The organism is Actinoalloteichus hoggarensis (assembly GCF_002234535.1).
Classification (GTDB): domain Bacteria; phylum Actinomycetota; class Actinomycetes; order Mycobacteriales; family Pseudonocardiaceae; genus Actinoalloteichus_A; species Actinoalloteichus_A hoggarensis.
Genome location: NZ_CP022521.1, coordinates 5,973,999 through 6,000,284 on the forward strand (window position 1 = coordinate 5,973,999; position 26,286 = coordinate 6,000,284).

A 26,286-nucleotide genomic window follows, 5' to 3' on the forward strand; every position below is an offset into this window, starting at 1 on the left:
CCGGACCGGTCAGCCCGTAGGCTGCGCCGTGGCAGATCATCCCGGCCGGGCGTGCCACGCCCTGGGCGAGCGGCACCGGAGGTACTAACGATGGCGCAGGACATCGTCCCGATCGAACTGGGGCTGACCGAGGGCGACGTGGTCACCCTCTGGGCCCCTCGGTGGCGGGAGGACGGCGAGGAGTGGGAGGCGTTCCTCGGGCATGAGGACGACCTCTACGGATTCCCCGACGTGGCACACCTGGTGGCGTTCATCCGCACCGCACGCGAGCACGACCTGATCGACCACCCGGCGTGGTCGCTGGTCCCCGAACTCGCCGCCCCTGAGCTGATCCCGGACACCGATCACCAGTTCGACCTGGTCGGCGTGCCGGAACTGCTCGCGGAGGAGCCGGACACCTGGACCGTCGGTGAGCTGTCCGACATCGTCGCGATCCTCCGGGCGCTCGCCGACGTCTGCGACCTCGACGTGGTACGGGAGGTGCTGGACTCGGCCACCGGCTTCGCGATGCTGGACCAGGGCACGCTTCCCTTCAGCGGCCGAGACGGCGGACGCCTGTGGACCGAGATGTCCACCGTCGTGGCCGAGCGCTGGGACGACGTCCTGGACGCCGTCGACGACGTGATGACCGTGCCGGACGTCTCCGAGGCCGCGGTGGCCGCCGCCGCCGCGGAGCTTCCCGAGCCCGGCGAGGACGACGAGGACTCGGAGCCCGGCACGGCGGCCGCCAAGACGGCCGGCTCAGAAGACTCCGACGACGAGGACGAGGACGAGGAGCCCGGCTTCTGGCGCGAGGTCGGCATCGACCCGATCCGCCTCGTCATGGAGAGCGGCGACTACTACACGCTGCGCTGCTACCTGGACGACGACCCGGTGTTCCTCGGCGCCGACGGCCGCATCGACGTCTACGACAGCCTGGCCGATCTGACCGCGTTCCTCGTCGCCGCCGCCGAGCGCCACGAGGCGGGCGAGGACGACGGCGAGGCCGAGCGCAACGAGCTGGCCGAGGTGTCGACCTGGACCGAGGTGCTGGACCGGGCGACGGCGGGTGAACTCGAGGTCGAGGTCGAGACCGACAACACCTACCACCTGATCGGTATCGCCGAGGACCTGGCCAAGGGCCCGGAAGGCATCGACCCCAACCAGCTCGAACTCGCCGTCGAACTGCTCACCGACGCGGCCGACTGGGCGGAGGACGACAGCGTCCACGACGCCCTCCAGTCCTCGGAGAGCCTGGGCTGGCTGGTCTCGTTCGTACTGCGTCCCGATCCGACCCGGATGGCGCCCAGCGCGCCGTACGACGAGGAGCAGAAGAGCTGGAGCGCTCTGCTGACCGACTTCGAGAAGCGCCTGGACAAGAAGAGCCGCGACTAGACGACGGCACGCACCGCCGTCGACGGGGCAGTGGGCCGACCGGGCCGGCTGCCCCGTCGGCGTTTCGGCGACCGCGTCGGCCTGCTCCACCTCCGTCGGCGTTCTCTGTCCCGCCGGTGTTCCCGATCCCGCCGGCACGCCCGGACCCGCCGATGTCCCCGGCTTCGTCGGTCCCTCTGTCCCGTCGGCGTCCCCACCTCCATCGGCACTTCCGGACCCGCCGGCGCTCACTCGTCGGGTTGTCCAGGCACGTCGACGTTCTCGCAACCCCCTTCGGCACGCCCAAGGCCTCGTCCAGGCCGACCGGGCGGGATCGCGGTCGACCGCGGGTCGACGTCGCTCGGGTCTGGTCGTTCGTCACCGGGAGCTCCCCCTCCCCGAACCAGCGACGCCGCCGCCTCCGCTGCTCCTGTGCCTCCCCTCGAAGCCGCACGAGATTCGCGGGAGCGACTCCGCGCCGCACCGTCCGACGAGCGACAGCGGCACGCGAACGCCGGTCCCGTGCGGCCGGGCAAGACCCCGGGCGGACGGCCGCCGCATCGAACTCGGCGCCGGAACAGCCCAGGCGAGGGCGGCCCGGGGCTACAATTCGGAGCGACCCTCCGCTTGCCTAGAGGAAAGGTCCTGTCCGTGCCGGACGACGAGGCCAGACCGCAGCGTTCGGACTGGCGGCGCAACCATGATCGTCTTCTCGCGGTGGCCGCCACGCTCATCGCCCGCGACGGAGAACAGGTCTCCCTGGAGAAGGTCGCCCGGGAAGCGGGCGTGGGCTCCGCGACCCTGCATCGACACTTCGCCTCCCGCCGCGCGTTGCTCGAAGAGGTCTTTCAGGACGTCGTCGAACGCCTGCGCCGTCGAGCGGCCGAACTGGCCTGCGGCGATCCCCGAACGGGACTCGTGACCTGGTTGGAGGAGCTGACGTCGTCCGCCTCGGCGACCCGCGGCCTGGCCGCCGCGCTGGACACGGGGACAGCCGCCCCGACGAACGGCGACAGCTGCCACGACGTCGTGCGCGAGTCGATGGCGGCGCTGGTGGACCGCGCGCTCGCGGCGGCCGTCATCCGCCCCGAGATCTCCACCGACGACCTGTTGTCCCTGGCCACCGCCGTGTCACTGGCCACCGAGGACGATCCGACCACGGCCCGCCGCCTGATCCGGATCGCCCTCGACGGCATCTGGCACTGAGCGGCCGTCCGAGGTCGACGCACGGACCCGGGTGACCGACGGCAGCCCGCCGCGGGTCGCCTACCCCGTCGGCCGGACCGGACCCAGCTCGATGACGCCCGTGTTGTAGACCGGCCCGTGCTCCCATCGACCGCCCACCGGCCCCGCGAGGCCGGGCAGCCACACGTGGAGGAAGGCGGGGCGGACGGCGGGACTGCCCTGTGCCGAGCCGATGTCCAGCCCGTACCAGCGCAGATCGACGGCCAGCGGGTGCTCGACGTCCAGAATGACCGGCTCGGCGTCGGCGACGACGCCCGGCGGTTCGTGGTCGACGCCCGCCACGCCGCCCGCCGCATCGAGGAGCGTCACGCTGGTGCGCAGCGCCGCTCCGTCGGCGTCGACGAAGGCCACCCGGTCCGGCCGGGCGCCGACGAGGCAGCGGACGGCGGCCCACCGCGCCGAGATGACGAGCACCGCCCGCCCCTCGCCGGTCTCCTGGTCCACCCTCGCATCCCGGATGTCGGAGGAGACGTCTCCGACCTGACACGTGTCCATGGCAACGGCCTCCGCTCTCGCCCGGTGATACGGCGCCGATTCGTGCCGCCGCGTGGGCTGCGTCGGCTCGGCGACCACGATCGATCGTTCCCGCGGCCCCGTCGCGCCTGCGGCCGCCTGCCCCGCTCCCGGCCAGAGCGCGACGAGCGCCGCCAGCGCGATGACCACGGCCGCCGCTCGGAGCCGCCCCCTCGTGGACGCATGCAGCGAACTCATCTCGGTGTCCCTTCGCTTCCTTCCCGTGACGCGACGGGTTCGCCGCGTCACGAGGAAGAGCAGCGGGCGCCCCGAATCCGTACATTCTTCGGCACATCACCCCCGAAGGGGTGACGGACCGGGTCGGAGTCCGCGGCGGGGGTCAGTCGAGCAGCGCGGCGTAACCCGGCTTGATCAGGTCGTCGATCAGCGCGAGCCGCTCGTCGTATCCGATGAACGCGGACTTCATCGCGTTCAGCGTGAACCGCCGCAGGTCGTCCCAGCCGTAGTCGAAGGCCGCGGCCAGCTTCTCGAACTCGCCCGACACCGAGCAGTGGCTCATCAACCGGTTGTCCGTGTTCACCGTGACGCGGAAGTTCAGCTCCGCCAGCAGACCGAAGGGGTGCGACTCGATCGACTCGGCGGCGCCGGTCTGGAGATTGGAGGAGGGGCACATCTCCAGCGGGATGCGACGATCGCGGACATAGGCGGCGAGCCTGCCCAGGGTCGCGGTCCCGTCGTCGGACACCGTGATGTCGTCGGCGATCCGCACGCCGTGGCCGAGCCGCTCCGCACCGCAGTGCTGGACCGCCTCCCAGATCGAGGGCAGCCCGAAGGCCTCGCCGGCGTGAATCGTGAAGTGCGCGTTGCTCTGCCGCAGGTACTCGAAGGCGTCGAGGTTGCGGCTGGGCGGGAAGCCTGCCTCCGGCCCCGCGATGTCGAAGCCGACGACGCCCGCGTCGCGATGCCGCACGGCCAGCTCCGCGATCTCCAGGGAACGGGCGTTCTGTCGCATCGCACACAACAGCGTGCCGACGCGGATGCGACGACCCGCCGACGCCGCCTCGGCCGTCCCGCGTTCGAATCCCTCCGTGACGGCGTGGACGACGTCGTCGAGGCTCAGACCACGCTGCTGGAACTGCTCCGGCGCGTACCGCACCTCGGCGTAGACGATGCCGTCCGCGGCGAGGTCCACCACGCATTCGGCGGCCACCCTGGCCAGCGCCTCCTTCGTCTGCATGACCCCGACGGTGTGCGCGAAGGTCTCCAGATAACGCTCCAGCGAACCCGAGTCCGCCGCTTCGCGGAACCACACCCCGAGGGCGTCCTCCTCGGTGCTCGGCAGGCCCGCGTAGCCGAGCTCCTCGGCGAGCTCGATCACGGTGCGAGGCCGGAGCCCGCCGTCGAGATGGTCGTGCAACAACACCTTCGGCGCGCGCCGAATCGCTTCCAAGGTCACCGGGGTCGACATGGGGGCTAACTTATCGCCACGCCGAGTGTGGTCGGCTACGCCGCCGATGCCCATGGACGGCGATATGATCAAGCCTGTCGAGAGGATCTCACTCCACAGGCTGGACGATCTCCCTCTACCGGTCAGCATGCTGCCGACGGAGTGATCACGGTCCGGGGTGAGTGGGTACATCAGTCGGGGGAGCAATTCCTACACTCGTTCGATAATCGAAGATCGCCGACGTCTCCGGTCCGTCTGGAGCCGCGCCACCCACCGCACGCCTGGTAATCACGCTGACGCGGGGGGTGGTTTCGCGCCTCGCCCGAACTGGCTAGGCTCGGCATGGTCGCCCCATCCCCTCGACGAAGGTCACCCCCGCCGTGAACGAGAACAACCACGCTGCGTTGTCGTTCGATCGAATGCGCAGCATGCTCACGCGTGCCGCGGAGATCCGCGACAGCGAACAGCAGCAAGTCTTCGACGCGTTGGACGAGATTCACGCGAGGCTCTCCCCGCTGGAGTCGCTCGGCTCGGTGCGCAAGCGCATCTCCGAGCTGCCCGACCGCACCGAGGTCAGCGTCCTGGCCGAGCGCCTCGACGAGACGCTCGCGAGACTGGAGTCCCAGGACACCGCGATCGCCGGCCTCCTCCAGGCCGTCGACGGACTGGTCGACAAGCTCTCCAAGCCGTACACCCAGCTCGACGGACGCATCGACGGCGTCTCGGGCCGGATGGAGGGCATGGAGGACCGGCTGGCGGGCGTCCACAAGCGACTTGAGGAGCTCGGTCAACACCTGGAGCGCCAGGACGGCCGAATCGAGGCGCTGCCCGCCTCGGTGCACGGCCCGGTCCGCGAGCGGATGGACGTCCTCGAACTGTCGCTGCGCTCCCGCATCGACGAGGTGGACGAGGGAGTGCACGAACACCTCGACGGCACCAAGGACTCCCTCGCGCGTTCGGTGATCGAGGCCACGGAGGGCCTGCGCAGCAGCGTGGAGAGCAGCCGGGACGCGGTGCAGGGCCGCATCGACGACACCAGGGCGTCGGTCCACGCCAAGCTCGACGACCTGATGAGCAGGCCCGCGGTCGATCCGACCGAGAAGCTCGACGCCCTCGCGGAGCGGCTGGAGCAGATCACCGCCCGCCTCCGGGACGTCACCGGCCGCGTCGACCAGGTCGACGCCGGCCTGACCAACCGGATCGGCGAGCTCGACCAGGCCGTCGAGAGCAGGCTGCGCGAGGTCGACCAGGACGTGGTCACCCGGATCGCCGAGGTCAACCAGGCGGTGGAGGAGCACCTCAACCGTATCGACGGCACCCTCGCCGAGCGGCCGAACGCCGAGGCCCTGAACACCATGGTGCGCAGCGCCAACGAGGACTCGGAGCGCCGCAACGCGGGCCAGCTCGACGAGGCGATGGCGACCTTCGCGGAACTGATCCTCGGCGGCGGGGCACCCAGCGCGCCGCCCGCGCCCACTCCCCTGCCGCGTCAGCAGCGCAGGGCGGGCCGGGGCAAGCCGGGCAAGAACAGGGACGCCGACAAGGACGACGACCTGGACAACGCCATCGAGAGCGCCTGAGTCCCGCGCAGCGGGCGAGGAGACCGATCAGGACGACACCCGAGGCGGGCCGAGGAGCGATCCTCGGCCCGCCTCGTCGTGTGCGTCGGCGGGCTTACGCGGGATGGGCTGGGGCGAGGCCCAGCCGTCCCGCGCTAGGCGGCCGCTCCACCACGGTCCCGAAGGCCGCGGATCCGGGAGCAGGTCGGCGACCGCCGATGACGAACGCGGTCGACAACGCCGACGCCCTGCGCTTCGACGACTGTTCCCGCCTCTGCTGCTCTCGACCGGGCACGGGACCGCGCCGATCAGCCCGTCGACCCGCGGATCACGTCGGTGACCAGGGCGGGCGTCGTCGTCGGCGCCACCGGCTCCCCGACCTCGACGGCGACGGCGAGGGCCGAACGCGCCCCGGGCAGCAGATCGAGATCGTCGGTGTACAGCTCGAACAGCGGCTGGCCCGCCGCGACGGTCTCACCGGGGACGGCGAGCAGGCGCACGCCCGCGCCCGGCGACACCGCGTCCTCCTTGCGGGCGCGACCCGCGCCGAGCCGCCAGGCCGCGACACCGACCTGATAGGCGTCCATCCGCAGCACGGTCCCCGCCGTCTCGGACACGACCTCCTGCCGGTGCGCCGCCGTCGGCAGCGGTGCGTCGGGATCGCCGCCCTGGCTTCGGATCATCCGGCACCACGTCTCGTAGGCACGCCCCGACGCGAGCACCTCGGCAGGGTCGGCGGCGCCCTCGACGTCGACGCCGACCAGCCGCAGCATCTCCCTGGCCAGCTCCACGGTCAACGTCACCACGTCGGCGGGGCCGCCGCCGCGCAGCACCTCGACGGACTCGGCGACCTCGACGGCGTTGCCGACCGTGCGGCCCAGCGGCGTGCTCATGTCCGTGAGCAGCGCGGTCGTCCGCAGCCCGTGCTGATCGCCGATCTCCACCAGCGCCCTCGCCAGCTCGCGGGCGGCCGACTCGGTCTTCATGAACGCCCCGGAGCCCGACTTCACGTCGAGCACGAGCGCGTCGACACCCTCGGCGATCTTCTTGCCCATGATGGAGCCCGCGATCAGCGGCACGGATTCCACGGTGCCGGTGACGTCGCGCAGCGCGTAGAGCTTCCGGTCGGCGGGCGCGAGGCCGTCCGTGGGCGCGCAGATCACCGCGCCGACGCTGTTGAGCTGGGCGCGGATCTCGGCCGGCGACAAGGCCGCCCGCCAGCCGGGAATCGACTCCAGCTTGTCCAGCGTGCCGCCGGTGTGCCCGAGACCGCGGCCGGAGAGCTGCGGGACGGCGGCGCCGCACGTCGCCACCAGCGGCGCCAGCGGCAGCGTGATCTTGTCGCCGACGCCTCCCGTCGAGTGCTTGTCGACGGTGGGCCGCTCCACTCCGGTGAGGTCGAGGCGTTCACCGGAGTTCACCATCGCCCGTGTCCAACGGGCCGTCTCCGCGCCGTCCATCCCGTTGAGCAGGATCGCCATCGCCAGGGCCGACATCTGCTCGTCCGCGACGACGCCCCTGGTGTAGGCGTCGATCACCCAGTCGATCTGGCTGTCGGAGAGTCTGCCGCCGTCCCGCTTGGTGCGGATGACGTCGACGGCGTCATGTCTGCCGGTCATCGTGTGTCCCCTTCGGTTCCCGCGACGAGGCGGGGCTGGTGGCGGATCGGACGGACTGTGCCGAGGGTGCACCAGAGGACGGCCGGCGCTCGGGCCGGGTCGCCGCCGCCCTGCCGCCGTCCGCGTTCCGGCGGCAGGGCAGGTCCGCCGCGCCGCGAGCGACGACGGCGGGCGTCGTCGTCAGCGGCCGGGCAGGTCCGCCGGACCGAATGCGTCCGGCAGGACGCGGCTCATCGGCAGCAGCCCGCTCGGGGTGTCCACCAGGCAGTCCGGGCCGCCGAACTCGTACAACAGCTGCCTGCACCGGCCGCACGGCATCAGCAGCTCGCCGCTTCCACCGCGGCAGGCCACCGCCGTCAACCGGCCGCCGCCGGTGAGCCGCAGCTGACCCACCATGGTGCACTCGGCGCAGAGCCCCAACCCGTAGGAGGCGTTCTCGACGTTGCAGCCGGTGATCATCCGGCCGTCGTCGCAGTAGGCGGCCACCCCGACCTGTAGTCCGGAGTACGGGCAGTAGGCGAGGCCTGCGGCCGTGACGGCGGCAGCGCGCAGGGCCGCCCAGTCGATCGCGGCGGGATCGATCCGCGTGTCCACTCTCGTTGCTCTCCTCATCACGTCGACGCGGTCGGTCCGTCACGGCGGGGGTGCTGGACGAACGGCCGGTGGTCCGGAAAGGGCCGCCGGATCGGTCAGGACCCGGTCAGTCGCCCTCGCCTCTTCGGTAGGTCACCCCGTTCGCCGCCGGTGGTCTGAGTTTCTGCGCGGCGAAGGCGAGGACCAACAGCGTCACCAGATGCGGCGCGTAGGCCAGCAGTTCCCTGGGCAGCTCCTCGGTCGACCAGTACAGGGCGTAGAGGACGCCCGCCCCGATCATCGAGGCCGCCGCGACGATCCACCGACGTCGCAGCAGCTGCACGACGGCGATGCCGATGATCAGCAGTGCCGCGCCGTAGAGCAGCGCGTGCACGGTGATCTCGCCCTGCCGCAGTCGCAGTCCGTCGGCGTAGCCGAAGAGCGCGGAGCCGCCGAGCAGGCCGGTGGGCCGCCAGTTGCCGAAGATCATGGCGGCCAGACCGATGAAGCCGCGACCGTTGACCTGGTTCTCCGCGTAGCCGGGCTGGCCGGGGTTGAGCACCAGGGCGGCGCCGCCGATGCCCGCCAGCGCGCCGGACATCAACATGGCCGAGTACTTGTACAGGTAGACGTTCACTCCGAGGGACTCGGCCGCGACCGGGTTCTCCCCACAGGACCGCAGCCGCAGCCCGAACCGGCTGCGCCACAGCACCAGATAGCTCACCGGAACGAGCAGCACGCCCAACATGACCAGCGGCGACACCCCGGTGACCAGGCCGCGCAGGATGCCTGCCACGTCGGACAGGAAGACGCGGTCCATCGCCTCCAACTCGCCGAGCCAGTCCGACAGCGGCTGCGCCGAATAGGTCTCGAACTTGTCGACCGGCGGCGAGGCCCTCGGATTGTTCGAGATGGGGGCGAAGATGAGCGTCGAGAGGTACTTGGTGACGCCGAGGCCCAGCAGGTTGATCGCCACACCGGAGACGATGTGGTTGACGCCGAAGGTCACGGTGGCCAGGGCGTGCAGCGCGCCGCCGAGGGCGCCGAAGACCGCCGCGGCGACCAGACCCGCCCACGGGCCCCAGTGGAAGCCCGCCCAGGCCGCACCCCAGGTGCCCAGCACCATCATGCCCTCAAGGCCGATGTTGATCACGCCAGCTCGTTCGGCCCAGAGGCCGCCGAGGGCGGCGAGCAGGATCGGCAGCGCGAGCCGCACGGTGGACTCGATGGTCCCCGACGCGGTGAGCTGGGTCAGCCCCGTCAGATACGAGGTGGTGGAGAGCACGACGATGATCGCCGCCACCCACAGCGCCGCCGAGGCCCAGGCGGGCACCCGCCGTCCTCGGGTGGGCCCCGGCCTGCCCAGCGGTCCTGCCGAGGGATTCGCGTCGCCCGACAGTGGTGAGACGCTCGTGGTCATGAGGCACCTCCGTCATCGGTCGAGGGACGCGACGGGTCACCGTCGGTCGCGGGACGCGACGGGTCATCGTGAGTCGCGGGACGCGACGGGTCATCGTGAGTCGCGGAACGCGGCCCGTCCGGCGTGTCGGGACGCGGGGGATCGTCTCCCGTCGCCGCACCGGGTTCGCCGGCGGCCGACGCGGGCCCGACTCCGCCGGTGACGCCCTTCGACGTCTCCCGCGACGCGGCTGCCTGCGCGGCGGCGGGCACGGCCTCCGCCGACTCACCGGCGTCGTCGATCCGCCCGGTCTGGCGGCCGACCTGCCGTTGCTGGGCGCGCAGCTCGCGCCGTCGGACCAGCTCGTAGGCCACCACGACGGACAGGACGATCGCGCCCTGCATGATCGTGACGATCTCGCGCGGGACGCCGACGTTGTCCAAGGCCAGGGCGCTCTTGTCCAGGAACGCCCACAGCAGTGCGCCGAAGGCGATGCCGACGGGATGATTGCGGCCGAGGAGCGCGACGGCCAGGCCGGTGAAGCCGTAGCCCGCCGGGAAGTTCAGGGTGAAGGTGTGGTCCCGGCCGAGCAGTTCGGGCAGGCCGGCCAGCCCCGCGACGGCGCCCGAGATGAGCATCGCCATCAGGATCATCTTCTTGGCGTTCACGCCGCCTGCCGTCGCGGCCGTCGGCGACATCCCGGAGGCCCGCAGCTCGAAGCCGAACCGGGTGCGGTTCATCAGGAACCAGTAGCCGACGCCGAGCGCGGCGGCCAGGAAGACCAGTCCGAAGACGGTGCCGGAGCTGCCGAAGGAGATGCCGGGGATCTGCCCGGATTCGGGGATGTGCGCGGTGCCGATGTTGTTGCCGCGCAGCTCGCCGAACATGTCGCTGCGGATGAGGTAGGCGATGACGCCCAGCGAGATCGCGTTGAGCATGATCGTCGAGATGACCTCGGACACGCCCCGGTAGACCTTGAGGACGGCCGCGATTCCCACCCACGCGGCGCCGACCAGCGCGGCGACCACGATGACGACGATCGAGTGCAGGCCGGGCGGCAGGACGATGGAGCCGCCGACGATGGCGGCGACACAGGCGGCGAGGCGGTACTGGCCCTCGATGCCGATGTTGAGCAGGTTCATCTGGAAGCCGATGGCGGCGGCCAGCGCGACGAAGTAGTAGGACGCCGCCGTGTTGACGATGTCCACCGCCGTCGACCCCTGGCCGACCTGGCCGATCATGACGCCCAGCGCCTGGAACGGATTGCTGCCCGAGATCAGCAGCGTCAGGCCGCACAGCACCACGGCGAAGCCGATGGCCAGTGCGGGCGGCAGCAGCCTGGCACGAAACGAGCCCATCACCGTTCCCTGTCCTCGTCGTCCTCGGCCGCCGTCCGGCCGTCGTCCTGCCCGCTCTCGGTGCCCGCCCCGGTCATCGCGGCGCCCAGGTCCTCCGGCGTGACGTCCCTCGGGTCGGCGTCGGCGACAAGCCTGCCGCGCAGCATGACCTTGATCGTGTCGGACAGGCCGATCAGCTCATCCAGGTCGGCCGAGATCAACAGCACCGCGAGCCCCTGGCCGCGGGCCTGCTTGATGTGCTCCCAGATGCCGGCCTGCGCTCCGACGTCGACGCCCCGGGTCGGGTGCGAGGCGATCAGCAGCACCGGGTCGCCGGACAGTTCGCGGCCGACGACGAGCTTCTGCTGATTGCCCCCGGAGAGCGCCGCCACGGCGACGTCGATGTTCGGCGTGCGGACGTCGAACTGGCCGACGATGCGCTCCGTGTCCTTCCTGGCGCCGTCGATGTCCAGCCACGGGCCGCGCGTGACCGGCCGCCGGGTCTGATGCCCGAGGATGCGGTTGGCCCACAGCGGCTCACCGAGCAGCAGGCCATGCCGGGTGCGGTCCTCCGGGACGTAGCCGATGCCCGCCGCACGCCGGGTCAGGGTGTCCTCGCCAGTGAGGTCGCGCTCGCCGAGCAGGACCTGCCCCGACGTCGCCTTGCGGACGCCCATCAGCGTCTCGACCAGCTCGACCTGTCCGTTGCCCTCGACGCCCGCGATGCCGAGGACCTCGCCCGCACGCACCGTCAGGTCGAGGTCGGCGAGCAGCATTCGATCGCTGCGCTCGTCGCGCAGGTTCAGGCCGACGACGCGGAGCACCTCGCGGTCCGTGACGGTGGACTCGCGGCTCTCGGGGCTGGGCAGCTGACTGCCGACCATCAGCTCGGCGAGCTGCCGCGAGCTGATGGTCTTCGGGTCGGCCCGCCCGACGGTGGTGCCGCGCCGGATCACCGTGACGGTGTCGGCGATGGCCCTGACCTCGTCGAGCTTGTGGGAGATGAAGAGGAACGTGAAGCCTTGGCGCTGCATCCCGCGCAGCGTCGCGAAGAGCTCGTCGACCTCCTGCGGCACGAGGACCGCCGTCGGCTCGTCCAGGATGACGATCCGCGCACCTCGATAGAGGACCTTGAGGATCTCCACCCGCTGCCGATCGGCGACGCCCAGCAGCTCGACCGGCAGCGACAGGTCGACGTGCAGACCGGTCTGGCCCGCCAGCTCGTTGATCCGCGCCCTGGCCTTCCGGCCGATGCCGTGCAGTCCCTCCGCGCCGAGGACCACGTTCTCCAGCACGGTCAGGTTGTCGGCGAGCATGAAGTGCTGGTGGACCATGCCGATGCCCGCCGCGATCGCGTCGGAGGGCGACTTGAACCTGACCTGCTCGCCGTTGATCTCGATGGTGCCCTCGTCCGGCTGCTGCATGCCGTAGAGGATCTTCATCAGCGTGGACTTGCCCGCGCCGTTCTCACCGCAGAGCGCGTGCACCTCGCCCTGCTCGACGACCAGCTCGACATCCGAGTTGGCCACCACCCCGGGGAACCTCTTGGTGATCCCGGAGAGCACCACGGCGCTGGGCGCCCGCCCGTCGGCGGCCTCGGGCGCCTGCCCGGAACTCGTCATCGATCTCTTCTCTCAGTGGTTGTCACGTCGACCTGCCGAGATGGTGCGAATGAATCCTGGGGTGCCCTCTCGGGCCCCGGCGCCGCCGGGTGGTGCGCGCCGTGGGCCGCACGGCGGGCCACGGTAGTTCCTCCACGATCGAGGCCGGCTGCCTGCCTGGCCGCAAGTCGGCTCGGCGGCGTCCGACAGCACTCGATGGTGTTCGCGAGTTGATCTCTGCGGGGGCCCGGCACCGGTGGACGCCTAGGGACTCGGCCCCGGTACTGCCTGCCGAGCCGGCCGCCGGCCGGATCCGGCGGGCGATGCCGCCGCCGATCCTCGGGCCGGCCTACGGGTCGGCGGGCGGCACCGAGTACGTGCCGCCCGCCGAGAGAGTCCGCCCGACTCAGTTGCCCGTGGGCGTGTCCGGTACCTCGATCGCACCGGAGATGATCTCGCTCCGGTAGCCCTCCAGGGCCTCGATGGTCTCGGCGTCGAGCAGATCGCCCGAGGTGGAGTAGCCCACGCCGTCGACGCTGAGGTCGAAGTTGGCGGGCATGACCGAGAGGTCGTCCTGCGCGACGGCCGCCAGGAAGTCGAAGACCGCGACGTCGACGCGCTTGAGCATCGAGGTGACGATGACCTCGTGGGCCTCGCCGACGATCTCCTGGTTGTACTGGTCGGAGTCGACGCCGATCGCCTTGACGTCCTGCGAGAAGGCCGCCTCGAAGACACCCTGGCCGGAGGCGCCGGAGGCGTGGTAGATCACGTCGGCACCGGCCTCGATCTGACCCAGCGCGGCCTCGTTGCCCCGCGCCGCGTCCTGGAATCCGGTGATGTCGCTGCCGGAGGTCAGGTAGGTGTTCTCGATGGTGATGTCCGGCGCGGCCGCCTGGGCGCCCGCGAGGAAGCCCGCCTCGAACTTCTGGATCAGCGGGTTCTCCACGCCGCCGACGAAGCCGACGTGGCAGTTCTCCGACTCGTAGGCGGCCGCGACGCCCGCCAGGAACGAGCCCTCGTGCTCCGCGAAGAGCAGCGCCGTGACGTTCTCCGGGTCGGCAGGCGCGTCGACCAGCGCGAACTCGACGTCCGGGAACTCGGCGGCGACGACGTTGAAGGACTCCGCGTAGGCGAAGCCGACGCCGATGATCGGGTCGAACCCGTCCTCGGCCAGCTGCCGCAGCCGGGTCTGCTTGGCGTCCTCGGACTCGTTCGCGCCCGCGGTCAGCTCACGGATGTTGTCCGGCGAGACGCCCAGCTCCTCGACGGCGCGGTCCAGGCCCGCCGCCGCGGCGTCGTTGAACGAGGCGTCGCCTCGGCCGCCGATGTCGTAGGCGAGGCCGACCCGCAGGTCGCTGGCGTCGACGTCCTCGATCGGGACCTCGCTCGGCTCCACGGCGGCGTCGGCCACCGGGGCCTCGGCCAGCTCACAGCCGCCTGCACCTGCGGCGGAGTCGCCGCCGCCGTCCCCGCCTCCTGAGCTGCTGTCCCTCGCACAACCTGCGAGCGCCAGCGCGCCTGTGAGGGCGATGGCCGCGATTGCGGCACCACGCGGTCGGCGCATGGTCGAGCTCCTTCCCCGAAGCACGTCAAGGGCTGTCCACGATATGGACGCCACGATGTGAGACGCCGAACCGTACCCGCTGGTCGGACAGGGTTGGTAGCGGTCGTGTCGCGCGTAACCGAATCGTTGAGCCGAGTTCACGACGACGCCGGGCGGACGTCGACGGTCCGTGGTAGCTCCCGGGCACCGCCACGACGTCGACTCGCCGGGGCGGCGGACACGCCGAGCGGGCTCGGTGTTCCTGTTCGGTCGATCACAGCAGGTACCGCCGGCTGTGCTCGGACATTCCCGGCGGTCTAGCATCCGAAATGTCAAGGCTTCGTCAGCGCGTCGGTTCGGCGGTGGTCACCACCGCCAGAGTTCGAGCGGCGACCAGCCGAGTCCACCAGAGATGTTGGAGGCCGTCCGTCATGGCCAGCACCACCGCCGCTGAGGCGGGAGCCGCGGACCGGGCCGGCAAGGCCCGACTCGGGGGCACCTTGTATCGGGGCGACCCCGGGATGTGGTCGTGGGTCGCCCACCGCATCACCGGCGTGCTCGTCTTCTTCTTCCTGTTCGTGCACGTGCTCGACACCGCTCTGGTGCGAGTCTCGCCGCACGCGTATGACGAGGTCATCGCGACGTACAAGAGCCCGATCATGATCCTGTTCGAACTCGGTCTGGTCGGCGCGGTCCTGTACCACGCACTCAACGGCGTCCGGGTGATGCTCGTCGACTTCTGGGCCAAGGGGATCAAGTACCAGCGCCCCATGCTGTGGACCATCGTCGGCATCTGGCTTCTCGTCATGATCCCCGGTTCCTACTACCTGCTCAGCAAGGGCATCGCAGAACTCTTCGGGGGAAGCTGACATGACCGCGACCGGAACCCCGACCACGATCGCCTCGCCGCGTTCGCCACGCAGGCCCGCCGCGCGACGCAGCAACTTCGAGCTCTACAGCTGGCTGTTCATGCGGCTGTCCGGCCTGCTGCTGATCGTGCTCGTGCTCGGCCACCTCACCATCATGCTGTTCCTCGACGACGGTGTTCAGCGGATCAACTTCGCATTCGTCGCGGGTCGATGGGCCTCGCCGTTCTGGCAGTTCTGGGACCTGACGATGCTCTGGCTGGCCGGTCTCCACGGCGCCAACGGCCTGCGGACCGTGATCGACGACTACGCACGCAAGGACGCGACGCGCTTCTGGCTGAAGATGCTGCTGACCGCCTCGATGGTGCTGATCATCGGCCTCGGCACGTTCGTGCTGTTCACCTTCGACCCGAACATCGGCAACTGACACCACCCGAGACCTGCTCCCACCGAAGGTCCGGCCCCGGGCCTGACCGCAAGACCCGCGTTCTCACCAGGGCGGTGACAGCCCGAGTCGGGGGTTCGACGAACGACAGGGTCCGGCGCACCGGGTCGGTCCCGACATGATGGAGAAGCGCTCATGCAGTTCCACAAGTACGACGTGGTCATCGTCGGCGCAGGCGGCGCCGGGATGCGGGCTGCCATCGAGTCTGGCCAGCGGACCCGTACCGCGGTGCTCACCAAGCTCTACCCGACCCGGTCCCACACCGGCGCGGCCCAGGGCGGCATGTGTGCCGCCCTGGCCAACGTCGAAGAGGACAACTGGGAGTGGCACACCTACGACACCATCAAGGGCGGCGACTACCTCGTCGACCAGGACGCGGCCGAGGTGATGGCCAAGGAGGCCGTGGACGCGGTCCTCGACCTGGAGAAGATGGGGCTGCCGTTCAACCGGACGCCCGACGGCAAGATCGACCAGCGCCGGTTCGGCGGGCACACCCGCAACCACGGTGAGGCCGCGGTCCGCCGCGCCTGCTACGCCGCCGACCGCACCGGTCACATGATCCTTCAGACGCTGTACCAGAACTGCATCAAGCACGGCGTGGAGTTCTACAACGAGTTCTACGTCCTCGACGTCGTCATGACCGAGACCGAGGACGGCCCGGTCTGCACCGGGGCGATCGCCTACGAGCTGTCCACCGGCGAACTGCACGTCTTCCAGGCCAAGGCCGTGGTGTTCGCCACCGGCGGCTTCGGCAAGGTCTTCAAGACCACCTCCAACGCGCACACCCTCACCGGCGACGGCATGGCGATCGTCTTCCGCAAGGGCCTGCCGCTGGAGGACATGGAGTTCTACCAGTTCCACCCGACCGGCCTCGCCGGACTGGGCATCCTGCTCACCGAGGGCGCCAGGGCCGAGGGCGGCATCCTGCGCAACGACTCCGGCGAGCGGTTCATGGAGCGCTACGCGCCCACCATGAAGGACCTCGCAGCCAGGGACGTGGTGTCTCGGGCGATGTCGACCGAGGTCCGGGAGGGACGCGGCGCGGGCCCCCACAAGGACTACGTGCTGCTCGACCTCACCCACCTCGGCGCCGACGTCCTGGAGGCGAAGCTTCCGGACATCACCGAGTTCGCGCGCACCTACCTGGGCATCGACCCGGTCGACGAGCCGGTGCCGGTGTACCCGACGGCGCACTACGCGATGGGCGGCATCCCGACCAACATCACCGGCGAGGTGCTGCGGGACTCCGAGAACGTCGTTCCCGGCCTCTACGCCGCGGGCGAGTGCGCCTGCGTCTCGGTCCACGGCGCGAACCGGCTCGGCACCAACTCCCTGCTCGACATCAACGTCTTCGGCCGTCGGGCGGGCATCGCCGCCGCCGAGTACGTCGCGGGCCGCGAGTTCGTCGAGATGCCGGAGAACCCCGCCGCGCCCGTGGCGGCGATGGTGGAACGCCTGCACGCCGCCGACGGGCGGGAGCGGGTCGCCAACATCCGCACCGAGCTGCAGGCGACGATGGACGCCAACGCCTCGGTGTATCGGACCGAGGAGACGCTGAAGCAGGCGTTGCACGACGTCCAGGCGCTCAAGGAGCGCTACGCCAGGGTGTCCATCCAGGACGCCGGGCTGCGGTTCAACACCGACCTGCTGGAGGCCATCGAGCTGGGCTTCCTGCTGGAGCTGGCCGAGGTGCTGGTGGTGGGCGCGATCAACCGCAAGGAGTCCAGGGGCGGGCACGCTCGCGAGGACTACACCAGTCGCGACGACGTCAACTTCCTCCGGCACACGATGGCCTACCGGCAGCCGACGGATCAGGGTGCCGAGACCGCCGTACTCGACGGGCTGACCGCCGAGATCCGGCTCGACTACAAGCCGGTCGTCCTCACCCGCTACCAGCCGATGGAGCGCAAGTACTGATGTCTGCCCCCACCACGAGCACCCCGGAAGCCACCGAGCCGGAGCAGCGGGATCCGGGCGCCCCGCCGCCTGCTCCGGAGGGCTCGACCATCGTCACGGTCAAGATCATGCGCTTCAACCCGGAGCTGGACGACGAGCCGCGCTGGGAGTCCTTCGACGTCCCGGCGCTGCCCACCGACCGGGTGTTGAACCTGCTTCACCACGTGAAGTGGTACCAGGACGGCACGCTGGCCTTCCGACGTTCCTGCGCCCACGGCATCTGCGGGTCCGACGCCATGCGGATCAACGGTGTCAACCGGCTCGCCTGCAAGGTGCTGGTCAAGGACTTGGCCTCGTCCAAGGGCAAGACCACGATCACCGTGGAGGCCATCAAGGGCCTGAAGGTCGAGAAGGACCTGATCGTCGACATGGAGCCGTTCTTCGAGGCGTTCCGGGCGATCAAGCCGTACCTGATCACCAGCGGCAACGAGCCGACCAGGGAGCGAGTGCAGTCCGTCGCCGACCGCGCGCGGTTCGACGACACGACCAAGTGCATCCTGTGCGCCGCCTGCACCTCGTCGTGCCCGGTGTACTGGACGGACGACGCCTACTTCGGCCCCGCGGCCATCGTCAACGCCCACCGCTTCATCTTCGACAGCCGGGACGAGGCCGCCGAGGACCGGTTGGACATCCTGAACGACGCCGAGGGCGTCTGGCGGTGTCGCACGACGTTCAACTGCACCGACGCCTGCCCTCGCGGCATCCAGGTGACCAAGGCGATCCAAGAGGTCAAGCGGGCGCTGCTGTTCCGCCGGGTCTGATCCGTCGCTCGACGGTCCGCCCCGACTCCAGCCCGAGTGGGGCGGGCCGAGCACGGCCGGCCGAGTGCGCTCGACTAGCGCGGCCTGATCGAGCGCGGTCCGGCCGGACCGGTCGGCCATGAGCCGTTCGACGCGACACGCCGCATACGGTCCGCGACACGGCGGCGGTGTCGGTGTCGCCCGAAGGCATGCGGTGCGGACGTCGATCGCGCGGACCCCGTCGGCTCGGGCCACGATGGCCGTGTCGGCGACGGAGCCGGCGCGGCGTCACGGCGAACCGTGACACCGCTCGCCCCCTGTCCGATCACGTATCCGTAGATCACCTGTGTGGTCGATGACGCGGTGTGGCACGGCGGCCGCGCGGGAAGCCCCGGTCGGTTCGCCATCCAGCGTCGGCCGTCGAGCGTGCCCGCTCGTCCGCGGACGCACGCGACCGAGGCCGCGGCTGCCCGGAGTGATCGATCCACGCCCGGCTCGCGAGAGACCGGCCGGGCATTCGTTCTGTGTCGACATGAGGATCTCGGAGGTTCCCGGTGGTGTCGGATGAGGACGCTCGCGGCGGGGTGGCTAGCCTGAGGCTCGTGTCTGTGTCGGTCCGTCGATTCACGGTCGCTCTCACCACCGCTCTGGGTGTCATCCTTTCAGGGGTGGGCGTCGGTCACGCCGCCGTTCCTGGGCAATGGCATCCACTACCCGCGCAGGGGCAGGACTGCCCCTATCGCGAGGCACCACCGCCATCGGGCGGTGAGACCGCCGCGCCGCTGCCGGTGCCGGAGTCCCCGCCCGGCGGAACTCGTCTCGGCGAGTGCGGCGACGTGCTGCCCGAGAACGTCGAGGCGCCTCCCCCCGGTGTGACCGCCGAAGCGTGGGTGATCGCCGACCTGGACACCGGCGCGGTGCTCGCGGCCCGCGACCCGCACGCCAGGCACTACCCCGCGACGACGATCAAGGTCCTCACCGCGCTGACGGCGCTTCGAGAGCTGAACCTCGACGACATGGTCGTGGCCACCCAGGAGGACATCGACCAGGTCGGCGTCAAGGTCAACCTCGCCCCCGGCACGGAGTACACCGTCCGACAGCTGGTGCAGGCCCTCGTGATGGGCTCCGGCAACGACGCGGCGCACGCCCTGTCCCGTCAGCTGGGCGGCGGCGGAGAGGCGCTCGGTGCGATGAACGGCGTGGCCCAGGAGGTCGGCGCCCTCGACACCCGCGCGGGCACCGAGTCCGGCCTGCACCACCCCGACGCCAGCATCTCCGCCTTCGACGCGGCGCTGTTCTTCCGCACCGCGCTTCAGGAACCGGAGTTCGCCGAGGCGGCACGCAACGCACAGCTCGACCTCCCTGGCGTCCCCGGCGGCGTGGTGATCAACGCCAGCGAGCTGCTGGGCGCCTACGACGGCACGCTCGGCGGCCTGGGCGGCAGCACGGAGGAGTCCCTCTTCACCTTCGTGGGCGCCGCCGAGCGGGACGGCCGCAGGCTGGTCGTCTCGCTGCTGCGTGCCACCGGGGAGACCGGCATCGCACAGCAGGCCGCGACGCTGCTGGACTACGGCTTCTCCTTCGCGGGCGAGACGGACCCGGTCGGCAGTCTCGTCATCGCCGACGGCCCCGAGGAGACCGACGACGCCGCGGGTTCCGAGCAGGCAGGCGACGAGGAGCCCGGCGGCGCCACGCCGGGCGCGGGCGACGACGGCGAGACGGGCACGGAGGAGGCCGCGGCACAGGCCGCCCCCGACGCCTCCATGTTCGGCACCATCGGGCTGCCCCTCACCGGGCTCGCGGGCGCGGCGATCCTCTTCTTCGCCTTCCTGACGCTGCGGGACCGGCGGGCCCGCAAGGTCGCGGCCGCACGCCGAGCGGCCAAGGAGCAGGAGGAGGCGCAACGCGCCACCGAGGACTGGCTGTGGCCGAAGGACGGCCGCGCCTGAGGGCAGCGGTCTCGGTCGCTCTCGGACGGCCCCTGCGGAACCGATGAACGGTTCGCGGGGGCCGTTCGCCGTACCGACGGATGACACGGCCGGGCCCCCTCCGGCGGACGGGTCAACGTCGAGGTCTGCTCCGGGTCGGGGCGCAGCGACCGCGCAGCAGCCGCGTGGTCACCATCGCCGTCACCGCGCCCGCCCCGACGAGCATCGCCGCCGAACGCGGACCCGGCCCGGCGTGCACGGTCACGGCGGGGCTGATCACCGCGGGCGCGGGCGGACTCGTCGGCCGTCGGTCCCGGTTCTCCGGCGCCGTCGCCGTCCAGGCCGTGACCAGGAGCAGGAATCGGGACACCAGGTTGACGAACACCAGCAGGCCGATCACCGATCCGAAGGCGACGCCCGCGGGCGAGTCGCCGATCAGCGTCAGATAGAAGGCGCCGACCCGCTTCAGGAGTTCGAAGCCGATCGCGGCGAGCAGCGCCGCCTTCCAGGCGCCCCGCACCGACACGGTCCGGCGCGGCAGACGGACGAGCACCCACAGGAAGACCAGTCCGTTCGCGGTCAACGCCAGCACGGAGCCGACCACGATGAGCAGCACGGTGGCGAGCGGACTCCGTTCGACGCCCAGCAGATCGAGGACGCCGTGGGCGAATCCGCCGCCGAGCGCGGTGAGTCCGAAGGAGAGCAGCAGCGCCAGGCCGAGGCCCGCCAGCGAGACCAGGTCGCCGAGCAGTCTGCGGTGCAGTGCGGGCGCCTGCCTGGTGTCGTTCCACTGTGCCGTGATGGCGGCCCGCAGGTTCGCCATCCAGCCCAGGCCCGAGTACAGCGCTGTCAGGAGACCGAGGGCGCCGACGACCTGACGCTGTTCGACGGCGCGGTCGATGGTGGTCCCGACGAGTTCGCCGAGACCGCCGGGGAGCGCCCCGGCGATCGAGTCCTCCAGCCTGCCCAGCAGCTCGGCGTCGTTGAACAGCACGAAGCCTGCCGCGGCGAAGGCGACCATCAGGATCGGCACCAGTGCCAGGACGCTGAAGTAGGTGATCGCCGCCGCGTAGTGGTCTCCATGACGGTCCTGGTAGCGGCCGACCGCGCACAGCAGGTGATCGACCCACGGGTGTCGCCGCCGTAGTCGGGCAAGCCGTGAATCGTCCTGCTCGGCTTCGGATGCCGACGCCGACGGGCTCGGAGACGCAGCGGTGTTCATCCGATCAGTCTGACCGCGGCGGGTCGTGCCTGCCGGACGTGTGGCGGGTTGCCGCCCCGGCCTGCCGCCGGGCGCCCCGAGAGACCCCGGGGCCCGCAGGGGCGGTCGAGAATCCGGGCCGACCCGGCCGACCGGCGGGCGGGACGTCAGCTCTGCTTGCGGCTGACCCTCCTGCGGCGCAGCACACCGACGATCAGGCCGCCGAGGCCCAACGCGACCGTGACGAGACCGACCGGCCCGCCGTAGGCCATGCCGAGGTTCAGGGACGCCTCCTGCACCGGCACCGCGGCGGCGTCTTCGGCGGCGGGGGCGGCGCTCGCCGCGCCGACCGCGCAGAGCGTGAGGCCGAGGGTCGCGATCAGTGTCGTCGCCGTCCGCGAGACCGCACGCGCCGTGCTCACGAAGATGCCTCCTGAACCGTTGCCGCTCGGGTACGCCCCTGTTGGCCTACGCCGACACACTCGAAGCCACTCGAATGGATGATCACGTCGAAACGGAGTAGGAAAAACCTACCCTCCGTGCTTCATCCTCGGAGCCGAACCGGGGAACCCGCGACGGCACGGGCATAGGTTAGTGGGCATCATCACCGCCTACGCAGGCACCCCGGGAACATCGACACCCCAGCGCCGCGATCACGTATCCCATCACGGCTCAATCACACCGTGGGTGAAGATCGGCCGCGAATCGCTCGCGGATAGTGACCGTTTGCGGTGTTCCCGGGCAGTGATCGGCACATCGGGATGCGCCGCGAGGCGGTTCGACCCGACGGCGGGTCCGCCCGCCGCGACGCCTTGCCCTCGGTGCCCGGGCGGGGCAGACCGACGGTGCGGCGCCGTGCCGGGCGGCGCGCGGCGCGCCGACTTCCGGCCGACCGGGCTCGGCAGGCTCGTCCCCGGCCGGCCCGTCTCCAGACGCCCGGGCATACCCGACGCGGCGGGCCCGGCCGCCCGACCGGCCTGCGGAAGCGGCGGCCACCTCACCGGCCGCCCCGAGACCACCCGACGGCGTCGGCCTGACCCGTTCGGGATCGCCGGCCGTCACGCGGAGCGCCGCGACGTCCACGTTCGACGGGACCACCCGCGAGACGCACGTGGCCTGCCCGCATGATGCGGGCAGGCCACGTCGTCGATCAGCCGGCCGGACGCCGCTCGGCGGCCCGCGCCGACGCGGCCGTCACGGCCGGAGCCGCGTCATCAGGCGATGTAGCTGGTCCACTGCTGGTTGGCCCCGCCGTGGCAGGTCCACTGGACCAGCGCCGAGCCGTTGGCCGTCGAGCCGTTGGCGACGTCGAGGCACTTGCCGGTGCGCCGGTTGCGGAACTGGTACAGGTAGTCGCCGACCTCGATCGCCTCCCACTGCTGGTTCCAGCCGTTGTGGCAGTTGTACTGGATGACACGGGCCCCGTTGGCCGTGGAGCTGCCCGCGAGGTCCATGCACTTGCCGGTCCGGCGGTTCACGAACATGTAGGACGCGCCGACATAGCCCGGGTCGACGACGGCGATCTCGGACCACTGCTGGTTGTTCGTCCCGGCGCAGTTCCACAGGATCACCGGCGCGTTGTTGGCCGTGGAGCCGTTGGCCAGGTCGGCGCAGCGTGAGACGTCGTAGTTCCCCGTCCACCAGGGGTCGGTGTGCTTCGGGACCAGCACGGTGTACTGCGGCGACGGGCCGCTCATCGTGGCGACCTCGTCGGCGGTGACCACCTCGTCGGCGGTGACGTCGTTCAACGTGACCGCACCCTTGTCGCCGAACGCAGGCTCGTCCTGCGCCGAGGCGGGAACCGTGCTCATGAGCATGACCGCCGTCGCCGCCAGGACTAGGGCGCGAACCGCGCGTCGCGCGATGTTCTTCACTGATTCACTCCTTGAGGTGCCCGCGCCTCGACACAGGCCGCAGGCGAGAACGCACGGCGACCCGCCATCGATCCACGAGACGGATGGGAGAACGGAAAAGGCGAACTATTGCGTCGTACACCTGTCGGCCGACCGGCGAAGACAGTTGTACCGGACCGGACTGACAATTCCGGCGGCGGTACAGGCGGAATTTCCCGCCTGCGGCAGCCGGCCGGAGGATGTCGACCTCGCCAGATCATTCCGGGCAGGCCGAATCCGGTCAAGCGGGTTATCTCCGACACCACCGCCACCGCGACGCCGCCTCCGGTAGCCGACGATTTCATCGTCCTGCCGCGACCTGAGACCATTCGGCGGATCGCATCGAACCCGAAGTCCTCTATTCACGTGATTCGAGAATGGTGGGCAAGATACCGAGCACATCCTCGTCATGGTGATCTCCGCACCGAGCCGAGGCGGGTCGGCGCTCACCCTCGACAACACCGACCACCCCGGCGCCGAGGACCTCGACACGATCCGCCATGATCCGCGTGCGCCGCGCCGTCGGCGTCGTCAGGCAGAGAGGTTCGCGATGCCCGCACCGGTCGACGTGTACATCGCCGTTCCCACCGGAGGCGGCACCGGAGAAGAGACGGTACTCCTCGCCGAAGGCGTCGATGTCGACGTGGCGGAACTGATCGGAAAACGGTCCGTGCGGCCCGTTCACACGGTGGCCTCGCCGCCCGATCGCGATGCCGACGAACAACCCGACGAGGTTGTGCCGGCCGATCCAGAGGTCGATTCGGTCGGGGCGACCGAGTATTTCGCCTGGATGCGACTCTCGCCGACCGGCGGCAAGGTCCCGTGGAGCATGGTGGCGCACCGGATAGCGCCGGACGAGGTGGCGGTGTTCCGATCCGGTCTTCGACGGATGAGCGTGCAGCCGATGCCGAGAACGAAACCAGTCGAATAGCGGCCGATCGAACCGCCGCGCAGCGCCTCCCGTCGCGGCGACCGCGGGCAGGACTCGACCACCGCGCGCTCCGACGGTACGGGAGACGGCGGCGCGGCCTGCTCGGGCCGCATGGTCGACCGTCCCCGGCTCGATGTCCGGCGCGCTACCGGTCGAACACGACCGTGACCGGGGCGTGGTCCGACCAGCGCTGCTCATGAGTCTCCGCCCGCTCCACCACCGCCGACACCGCGGTCGCAGCCAGCTCGGGCGTCGCGCACGCCAGGTCGATCCGCCAGCCGCTGTCGTTGTCGAACGCCCGACCCCGATAAGACCACCAGGAGTACGGCCCGGGGCCCTCCGGATGCAGGGCACGCATCACATCGACGTAACCGGCCTCGTCGTACACCCGGCTGAGCCAGGCCCGCTCCTCCGGCAGGAAGCCCGCCTCCTTCTGGTTGCCCCGCCAGTTCTTCAGGTCTATCCGCTGATGGGCGATGTTCCAGTCGCCGCAGATCAGCACCTCACGGTCGTCGGCGGCGGCCTTGGCCCGCAGTTCGACGAGATAAGGCAGGAACGCCGCCATGAAGCGCTCCTTCTCCGCCTGCCGCTCGGTGCCGACGTCCCCGCTGGGCAGGTAGAGGCTGCCGACGACCAGCCCGGGCAGTTCCACCTCGACGTACCGGCCGGACTGCTCGAACTCCTCGACGCCGAAGCCCACCCGCACCGCCGTCGGCTCCACCCGGGTCAGCAGTGCGACGCCTGCCCGGCCCTTGAGCGAGCTGGGTGCCGACACGATGTGCCAGCCCGCGGGCTCGCGCAGCGCGGCGGGCAGCTGCGCCGGTTCTGCCCGGACCTCCTGGAGACAGACCACGTCCGCCGAGGTCGCGGCGAGCCACTCGACGTAGCCCTTCTTCGCTGCGGCCCGCAGGCCGTTGACGTTCACGGTGGAGACGGTGAGCACGGCCCGAGCCTAACCGCGCCGGTCAGGGGTCCCCCTCGGGCCGCGCTGTGTCGTCGCTCTCACAGCACTCGCCGTCGGAGTCGGGCTCGAGGTCCGGCCTCGAAGTCACCGACGGCATCGGTGGTCGAGACGGCGTCGGTTCGCTCACTCGAACGGGCGGTCCGGCGTTACCCTTGCCCTCATGGATGCGAACGCCGAAGGCAGTGCAACGGGGAACGCGGGTCAGCCCATCTCGATCCGCGCGTCCAACGCGGAGCGGGAGACCTTCGCCGTTCGCCTTCAACAGGCCTTCGCGGAGGGCAGGCTCGACGTCGGCGAGCTCGACGAGCGGCTTGCCCGCGCCTACGCCGCCAAGACGATCGACGAGCTGACGCCGCTCGTCGCCGATCTGCCTCCCACGGCCGGGTCGCCCGCCGTCGCGGGTCAGGCACTGCCCGCCCGCCCGCAGCCCGCCTCGCTCGCTCCGAACGTCACGGGCCCCGCCGAGGTCCGTCTTCAGGCGAGCGCGATGGGGCTGGAACGGACCGGGAGCTGGCTGGTGCCCGCGCGGCTGATCGTCGAGTCGAAGTACGGCTCGGTCAAGCTCGACCTGACGGCGGCGACCATCCCGACCCCGGAGGTCGAGCTGGTGCTGGACGTCAAGTACGGCGGTGTCGAGGTGATCCTTCCGGCGGAGGCGACCGCCGACCTGGACGGCTTCCATTCCCGGTGGGGCTGGCAGTCGCTGAAGGTCCCGTCCGTCCGCACCGGTCGGACGCTGCACGTCGCGATCACCGGCGCCAACAAGTACGGCCCGGTCACCGTCCGGTACTCCCGCTGGTTCCGCTGATCCGCACGGCCGCTCCCCCGACAAGGCAGGCGATCCGCGTGGTCGGTGCCGATGATCCTCGGCGGCGGACGGCTCAGCGGCAGAGTTCACCAGAGATGTGCCGAAGCGCGCCCGCGGGCACCCAGCGGTCCCTGCCCAGCTGCCGGTAGCCCTCCTGCTCGACCTGGTGGGCGCCGATCACCATCCCCGACGTGAGTTCGCCGATCACGGGGTGATTCGCGGCGGGGCCCGCGTGCACCGGGACCGCGGCATCGATCACCTCGAAGTCGCACGGGGTGCCGAACAGGGGCGCTCTCGGCGCGTCGTCCGCCTCGGACGGCTCCTGGCGGTCGACCAGATAGGCGAGGCCGATCACCGCCGCCGCGATGATGATCAGAGTTCGCTTCGGCATCCGCCGTCCACCCC

22 protein-coding genes and 1 pseudogene are annotated in these 26,286 nt (G+C 70.8%); 10 read left to right on the forward strand and 13 right to left on the reverse strand.

Annotated elements, in window-relative coordinates; genetic code table 11:
- Positions 1 to 90: 90 nt before the first annotated feature.
- Positions 91 to 1,374 (forward strand): primosomal protein, encoded by a 1,284-nt coding sequence (locus tag AHOG_RS25435; protein ID WP_093943571.1) that lies wholly within the window; start codon positions 91 to 93, stop codon positions 1,372 to 1,374.
- 630 nt (positions 1,375 to 2,004) lie between these two features.
- The gene (locus tag AHOG_RS25440; RefSeq protein WP_093943572.1) at positions 2,005 to 2,559 is read left to right on the forward strand and encodes a TetR/AcrR family transcriptional regulator; all 555 of its coding nucleotides are present in this window, start codon (positions 2,005 to 2,007) and stop codon (positions 2,557 to 2,559) included.
- A 60-nt stretch (positions 2,560 to 2,619) separates the two neighbouring features.
- Here AHOG_RS25440 and AHOG_RS25445 read toward each other — a convergent pair whose 3' ends face one another.
- The gene (locus AHOG_RS25445; RefSeq protein WP_157737039.1) at positions 2,620 to 3,309 is read right to left on the reverse strand and encodes a hypothetical protein; all 690 of its coding nucleotides are present in this window, start codon (positions 3,307 to 3,309) and stop codon (positions 2,620 to 2,622) included.
- Positions 3,310 to 3,451: 142 nt separating this feature from the next.
- Positions 3,452 to 4,540: an adenosine deaminase gene (locus AHOG_RS25450; RefSeq protein WP_093943574.1), complete on the reverse strand. Its 1,089-nt coding sequence runs from the start codon at positions 4,538 to 4,540 to the stop codon at positions 3,452 to 3,454.
- A 359-nt stretch (positions 4,541 to 4,899) separates the two neighbouring features.
- On the opposite strand from AHOG_RS25450, the gene AHOG_RS25455 reads away from it, so the two are divergent.
- Complete coding sequence (locus AHOG_RS25455) at positions 4,900 to 6,099, forward strand: coiled-coil domain-containing protein (protein WP_245856441.1); 1,200 nt, start codon at positions 4,900 to 4,902, stop codon at positions 6,097 to 6,099.
- 287 nt (positions 6,100 to 6,386) lie between these two features.
- On the opposite strand, the gene AHOG_RS25460 is transcribed toward AHOG_RS25455, so the two are convergent.
- The 6 genes and pseudogenes from AHOG_RS25460 to AHOG_RS25485 form a co-directional block, all read right to left on the reverse strand.
- The gene (locus AHOG_RS25460; RefSeq protein WP_093943575.1) at positions 6,387 to 7,697 is read right to left on the reverse strand and encodes a thymidine phosphorylase; all 1,311 of its coding nucleotides are present in this window, start codon (positions 7,695 to 7,697) and stop codon (positions 6,387 to 6,389) included.
- Between the two features lie 180 nt (positions 7,698 to 7,877).
- The gene (locus AHOG_RS25465; RefSeq protein WP_245856442.1) at positions 7,878 to 8,291 is read right to left on the reverse strand and encodes a cytidine deaminase; all 414 of its coding nucleotides are present in this window, start codon (positions 8,289 to 8,291) and stop codon (positions 7,878 to 7,880) included.
- 106 nt (positions 8,292 to 8,397) lie between these two features.
- Positions 8,398 to 9,690 carry an ABC transporter permease gene (locus tag AHOG_RS25470; RefSeq protein WP_093943577.1) on the reverse strand — a complete coding sequence of 431 codons (1,293 nt, stop codon included), beginning with the start codon at positions 9,688 to 9,690 and terminating at the stop codon, positions 8,398 to 8,400.
- Positions 9,691 to 9,977: 287 nt separating this feature from the next.
- Positions 9,978 to 11,027: pseudogene (locus tag AHOG_RS25475) on the reverse strand (ABC transporter permease); the annotation flags it as partial.
- Entirely contained in the window at positions 11,027 to 12,628 is a 1,602-nt protein-coding gene (locus AHOG_RS25480; protein ID WP_093943578.1) for an ABC transporter ATP-binding protein, read from the reverse strand. The gene AHOG_RS25480 and the pseudogene AHOG_RS25475, both read right to left, overlap by 1 nt.
- 385 nt (positions 12,629 to 13,013) lie before the next feature.
- Entirely contained in the window at positions 13,014 to 14,171 is a 1,158-nt protein-coding gene (locus AHOG_RS25485) for a BMP family lipoprotein (RefSeq protein WP_093943579.1), read from the reverse strand.
- A gap of 410 nt (positions 14,172 to 14,581) precedes the next feature.
- On the opposite strand from AHOG_RS25485, the gene sdhC reads away from it, so the two are divergent.
- The 5 genes from sdhC to AHOG_RS25510 all read left to right on the forward strand — a co-directional run bounded on the left by sdhC (position 14,582) and on the right by AHOG_RS25510 (position 20,106).
- Complete coding sequence (sdhC, locus tag AHOG_RS25490) at positions 14,582 to 15,019, forward strand: succinate dehydrogenase, cytochrome b556 subunit (RefSeq protein ID WP_093943580.1); 438 nt, start codon at positions 14,582 to 14,584, stop codon at positions 15,017 to 15,019.
- A gap of 1 nt (position 15,020) precedes the next feature.
- Positions 15,021 to 15,443 carry a succinate dehydrogenase/fumarate reductase transmembrane subunit gene (locus AHOG_RS25495; protein ID WP_093943581.1) on the forward strand — a complete coding sequence of 141 codons (423 nt, stop codon included), beginning with the start codon at positions 15,021 to 15,023 and terminating at the stop codon, positions 15,441 to 15,443.
- 153 nt (positions 15,444 to 15,596) lie between these two features.
- Positions 15,597 to 17,378 carry a succinate dehydrogenase flavoprotein subunit gene (gene sdhA, locus AHOG_RS25500; RefSeq protein WP_093943582.1) on the forward strand — a complete coding sequence of 594 codons (1,782 nt, stop codon included), beginning with the start codon at positions 15,597 to 15,599 and terminating at the stop codon, positions 17,376 to 17,378.
- Positions 17,378 to 18,178, forward strand: coding sequence for a succinate dehydrogenase iron-sulfur subunit (locus AHOG_RS25505; RefSeq protein ID WP_093943583.1), 801 nt, complete (start codon positions 17,378 to 17,380; stop codon positions 18,176 to 18,178). The genes sdhA and AHOG_RS25505 overlap by 1 nt, the downstream gene beginning before the upstream one ends.
- A 581-nt stretch (positions 18,179 to 18,759) precedes the next feature.
- Positions 18,760 to 20,106, forward strand: a complete 1,347-nt coding sequence (locus tag AHOG_RS25510) for a D-alanyl-D-alanine carboxypeptidase family protein (protein ID WP_184451136.1) — start codon at positions 18,760 to 18,762, stop codon at positions 20,104 to 20,106.
- 112 nt (positions 20,107 to 20,218) lie between these two features.
- On the opposite strand, the gene yhjD is transcribed toward AHOG_RS25510, so the two are convergent.
- The 3 genes from yhjD to AHOG_RS25530 all read right to left on the reverse strand — a co-directional run bounded on the left by yhjD (position 20,219) and on the right by AHOG_RS25530 (position 23,160).
- Positions 20,219 to 21,307, reverse strand: a complete 1,089-nt coding sequence (gene yhjD, locus AHOG_RS25515; protein ID WP_093943584.1) for an inner membrane protein YhjD — start codon at positions 21,305 to 21,307, stop codon at positions 20,219 to 20,221.
- A gap of 146 nt (positions 21,308 to 21,453) precedes the next feature.
- Positions 21,454 to 21,708, reverse strand: a complete 255-nt coding sequence (locus AHOG_RS25520) for a hypothetical protein (RefSeq protein ID WP_093943585.1) — start codon at positions 21,706 to 21,708, stop codon at positions 21,454 to 21,456.
- 792 nt (positions 21,709 to 22,500) lie between these two features.
- Positions 22,501 to 23,160, reverse strand: coding sequence for an RICIN domain-containing protein (locus tag AHOG_RS25530; protein ID WP_093943587.1), 660 nt, complete (start codon positions 23,158 to 23,160; stop codon positions 22,501 to 22,503).
- Positions 23,161 to 23,728: 568 nt separating this feature from the next.
- Between AHOG_RS25530 and AHOG_RS25535 the strand changes: the two genes are divergently transcribed.
- On the forward strand, positions 23,729 to 24,109 hold the full coding sequence (locus AHOG_RS25535) for a hypothetical protein (RefSeq protein WP_157737040.1): 381 nt from the start codon (positions 23,729 to 23,731) through the stop codon (positions 24,107 to 24,109).
- Positions 24,110 to 24,254: 145 nt separating this feature from the next.
- On the opposite strand, the gene AHOG_RS25540 is transcribed toward AHOG_RS25535, so the two are convergent.
- Positions 24,255 to 25,052 carry an exodeoxyribonuclease III gene (locus AHOG_RS25540; protein WP_093943589.1) on the reverse strand — a complete coding sequence of 266 codons (798 nt, stop codon included), beginning with the start codon at positions 25,050 to 25,052 and terminating at the stop codon, positions 24,255 to 24,257.
- Positions 25,053 to 25,233: 181 nt separating this feature from the next.
- On the opposite strand from AHOG_RS25540, the gene AHOG_RS25545 reads away from it, so the two are divergent.
- Complete coding sequence (locus AHOG_RS25545) at positions 25,234 to 25,881, forward strand: DUF1707 SHOCT-like domain-containing protein (RefSeq protein ID WP_093943590.1); 648 nt, start codon at positions 25,234 to 25,236, stop codon at positions 25,879 to 25,881.
- Between the two features lie 73 nt (positions 25,882 to 25,954).
- On the opposite strand, the gene AHOG_RS25550 is transcribed toward AHOG_RS25545, so the two are convergent.
- Positions 25,955 to 26,272 carry a hypothetical protein gene (locus tag AHOG_RS25550; protein WP_093943591.1) on the reverse strand — a complete coding sequence of 106 codons (318 nt, stop codon included), beginning with the start codon at positions 26,270 to 26,272 and terminating at the stop codon, positions 25,955 to 25,957.
- Positions 26,273 to 26,286 lie beyond the last annotated feature (14 nt).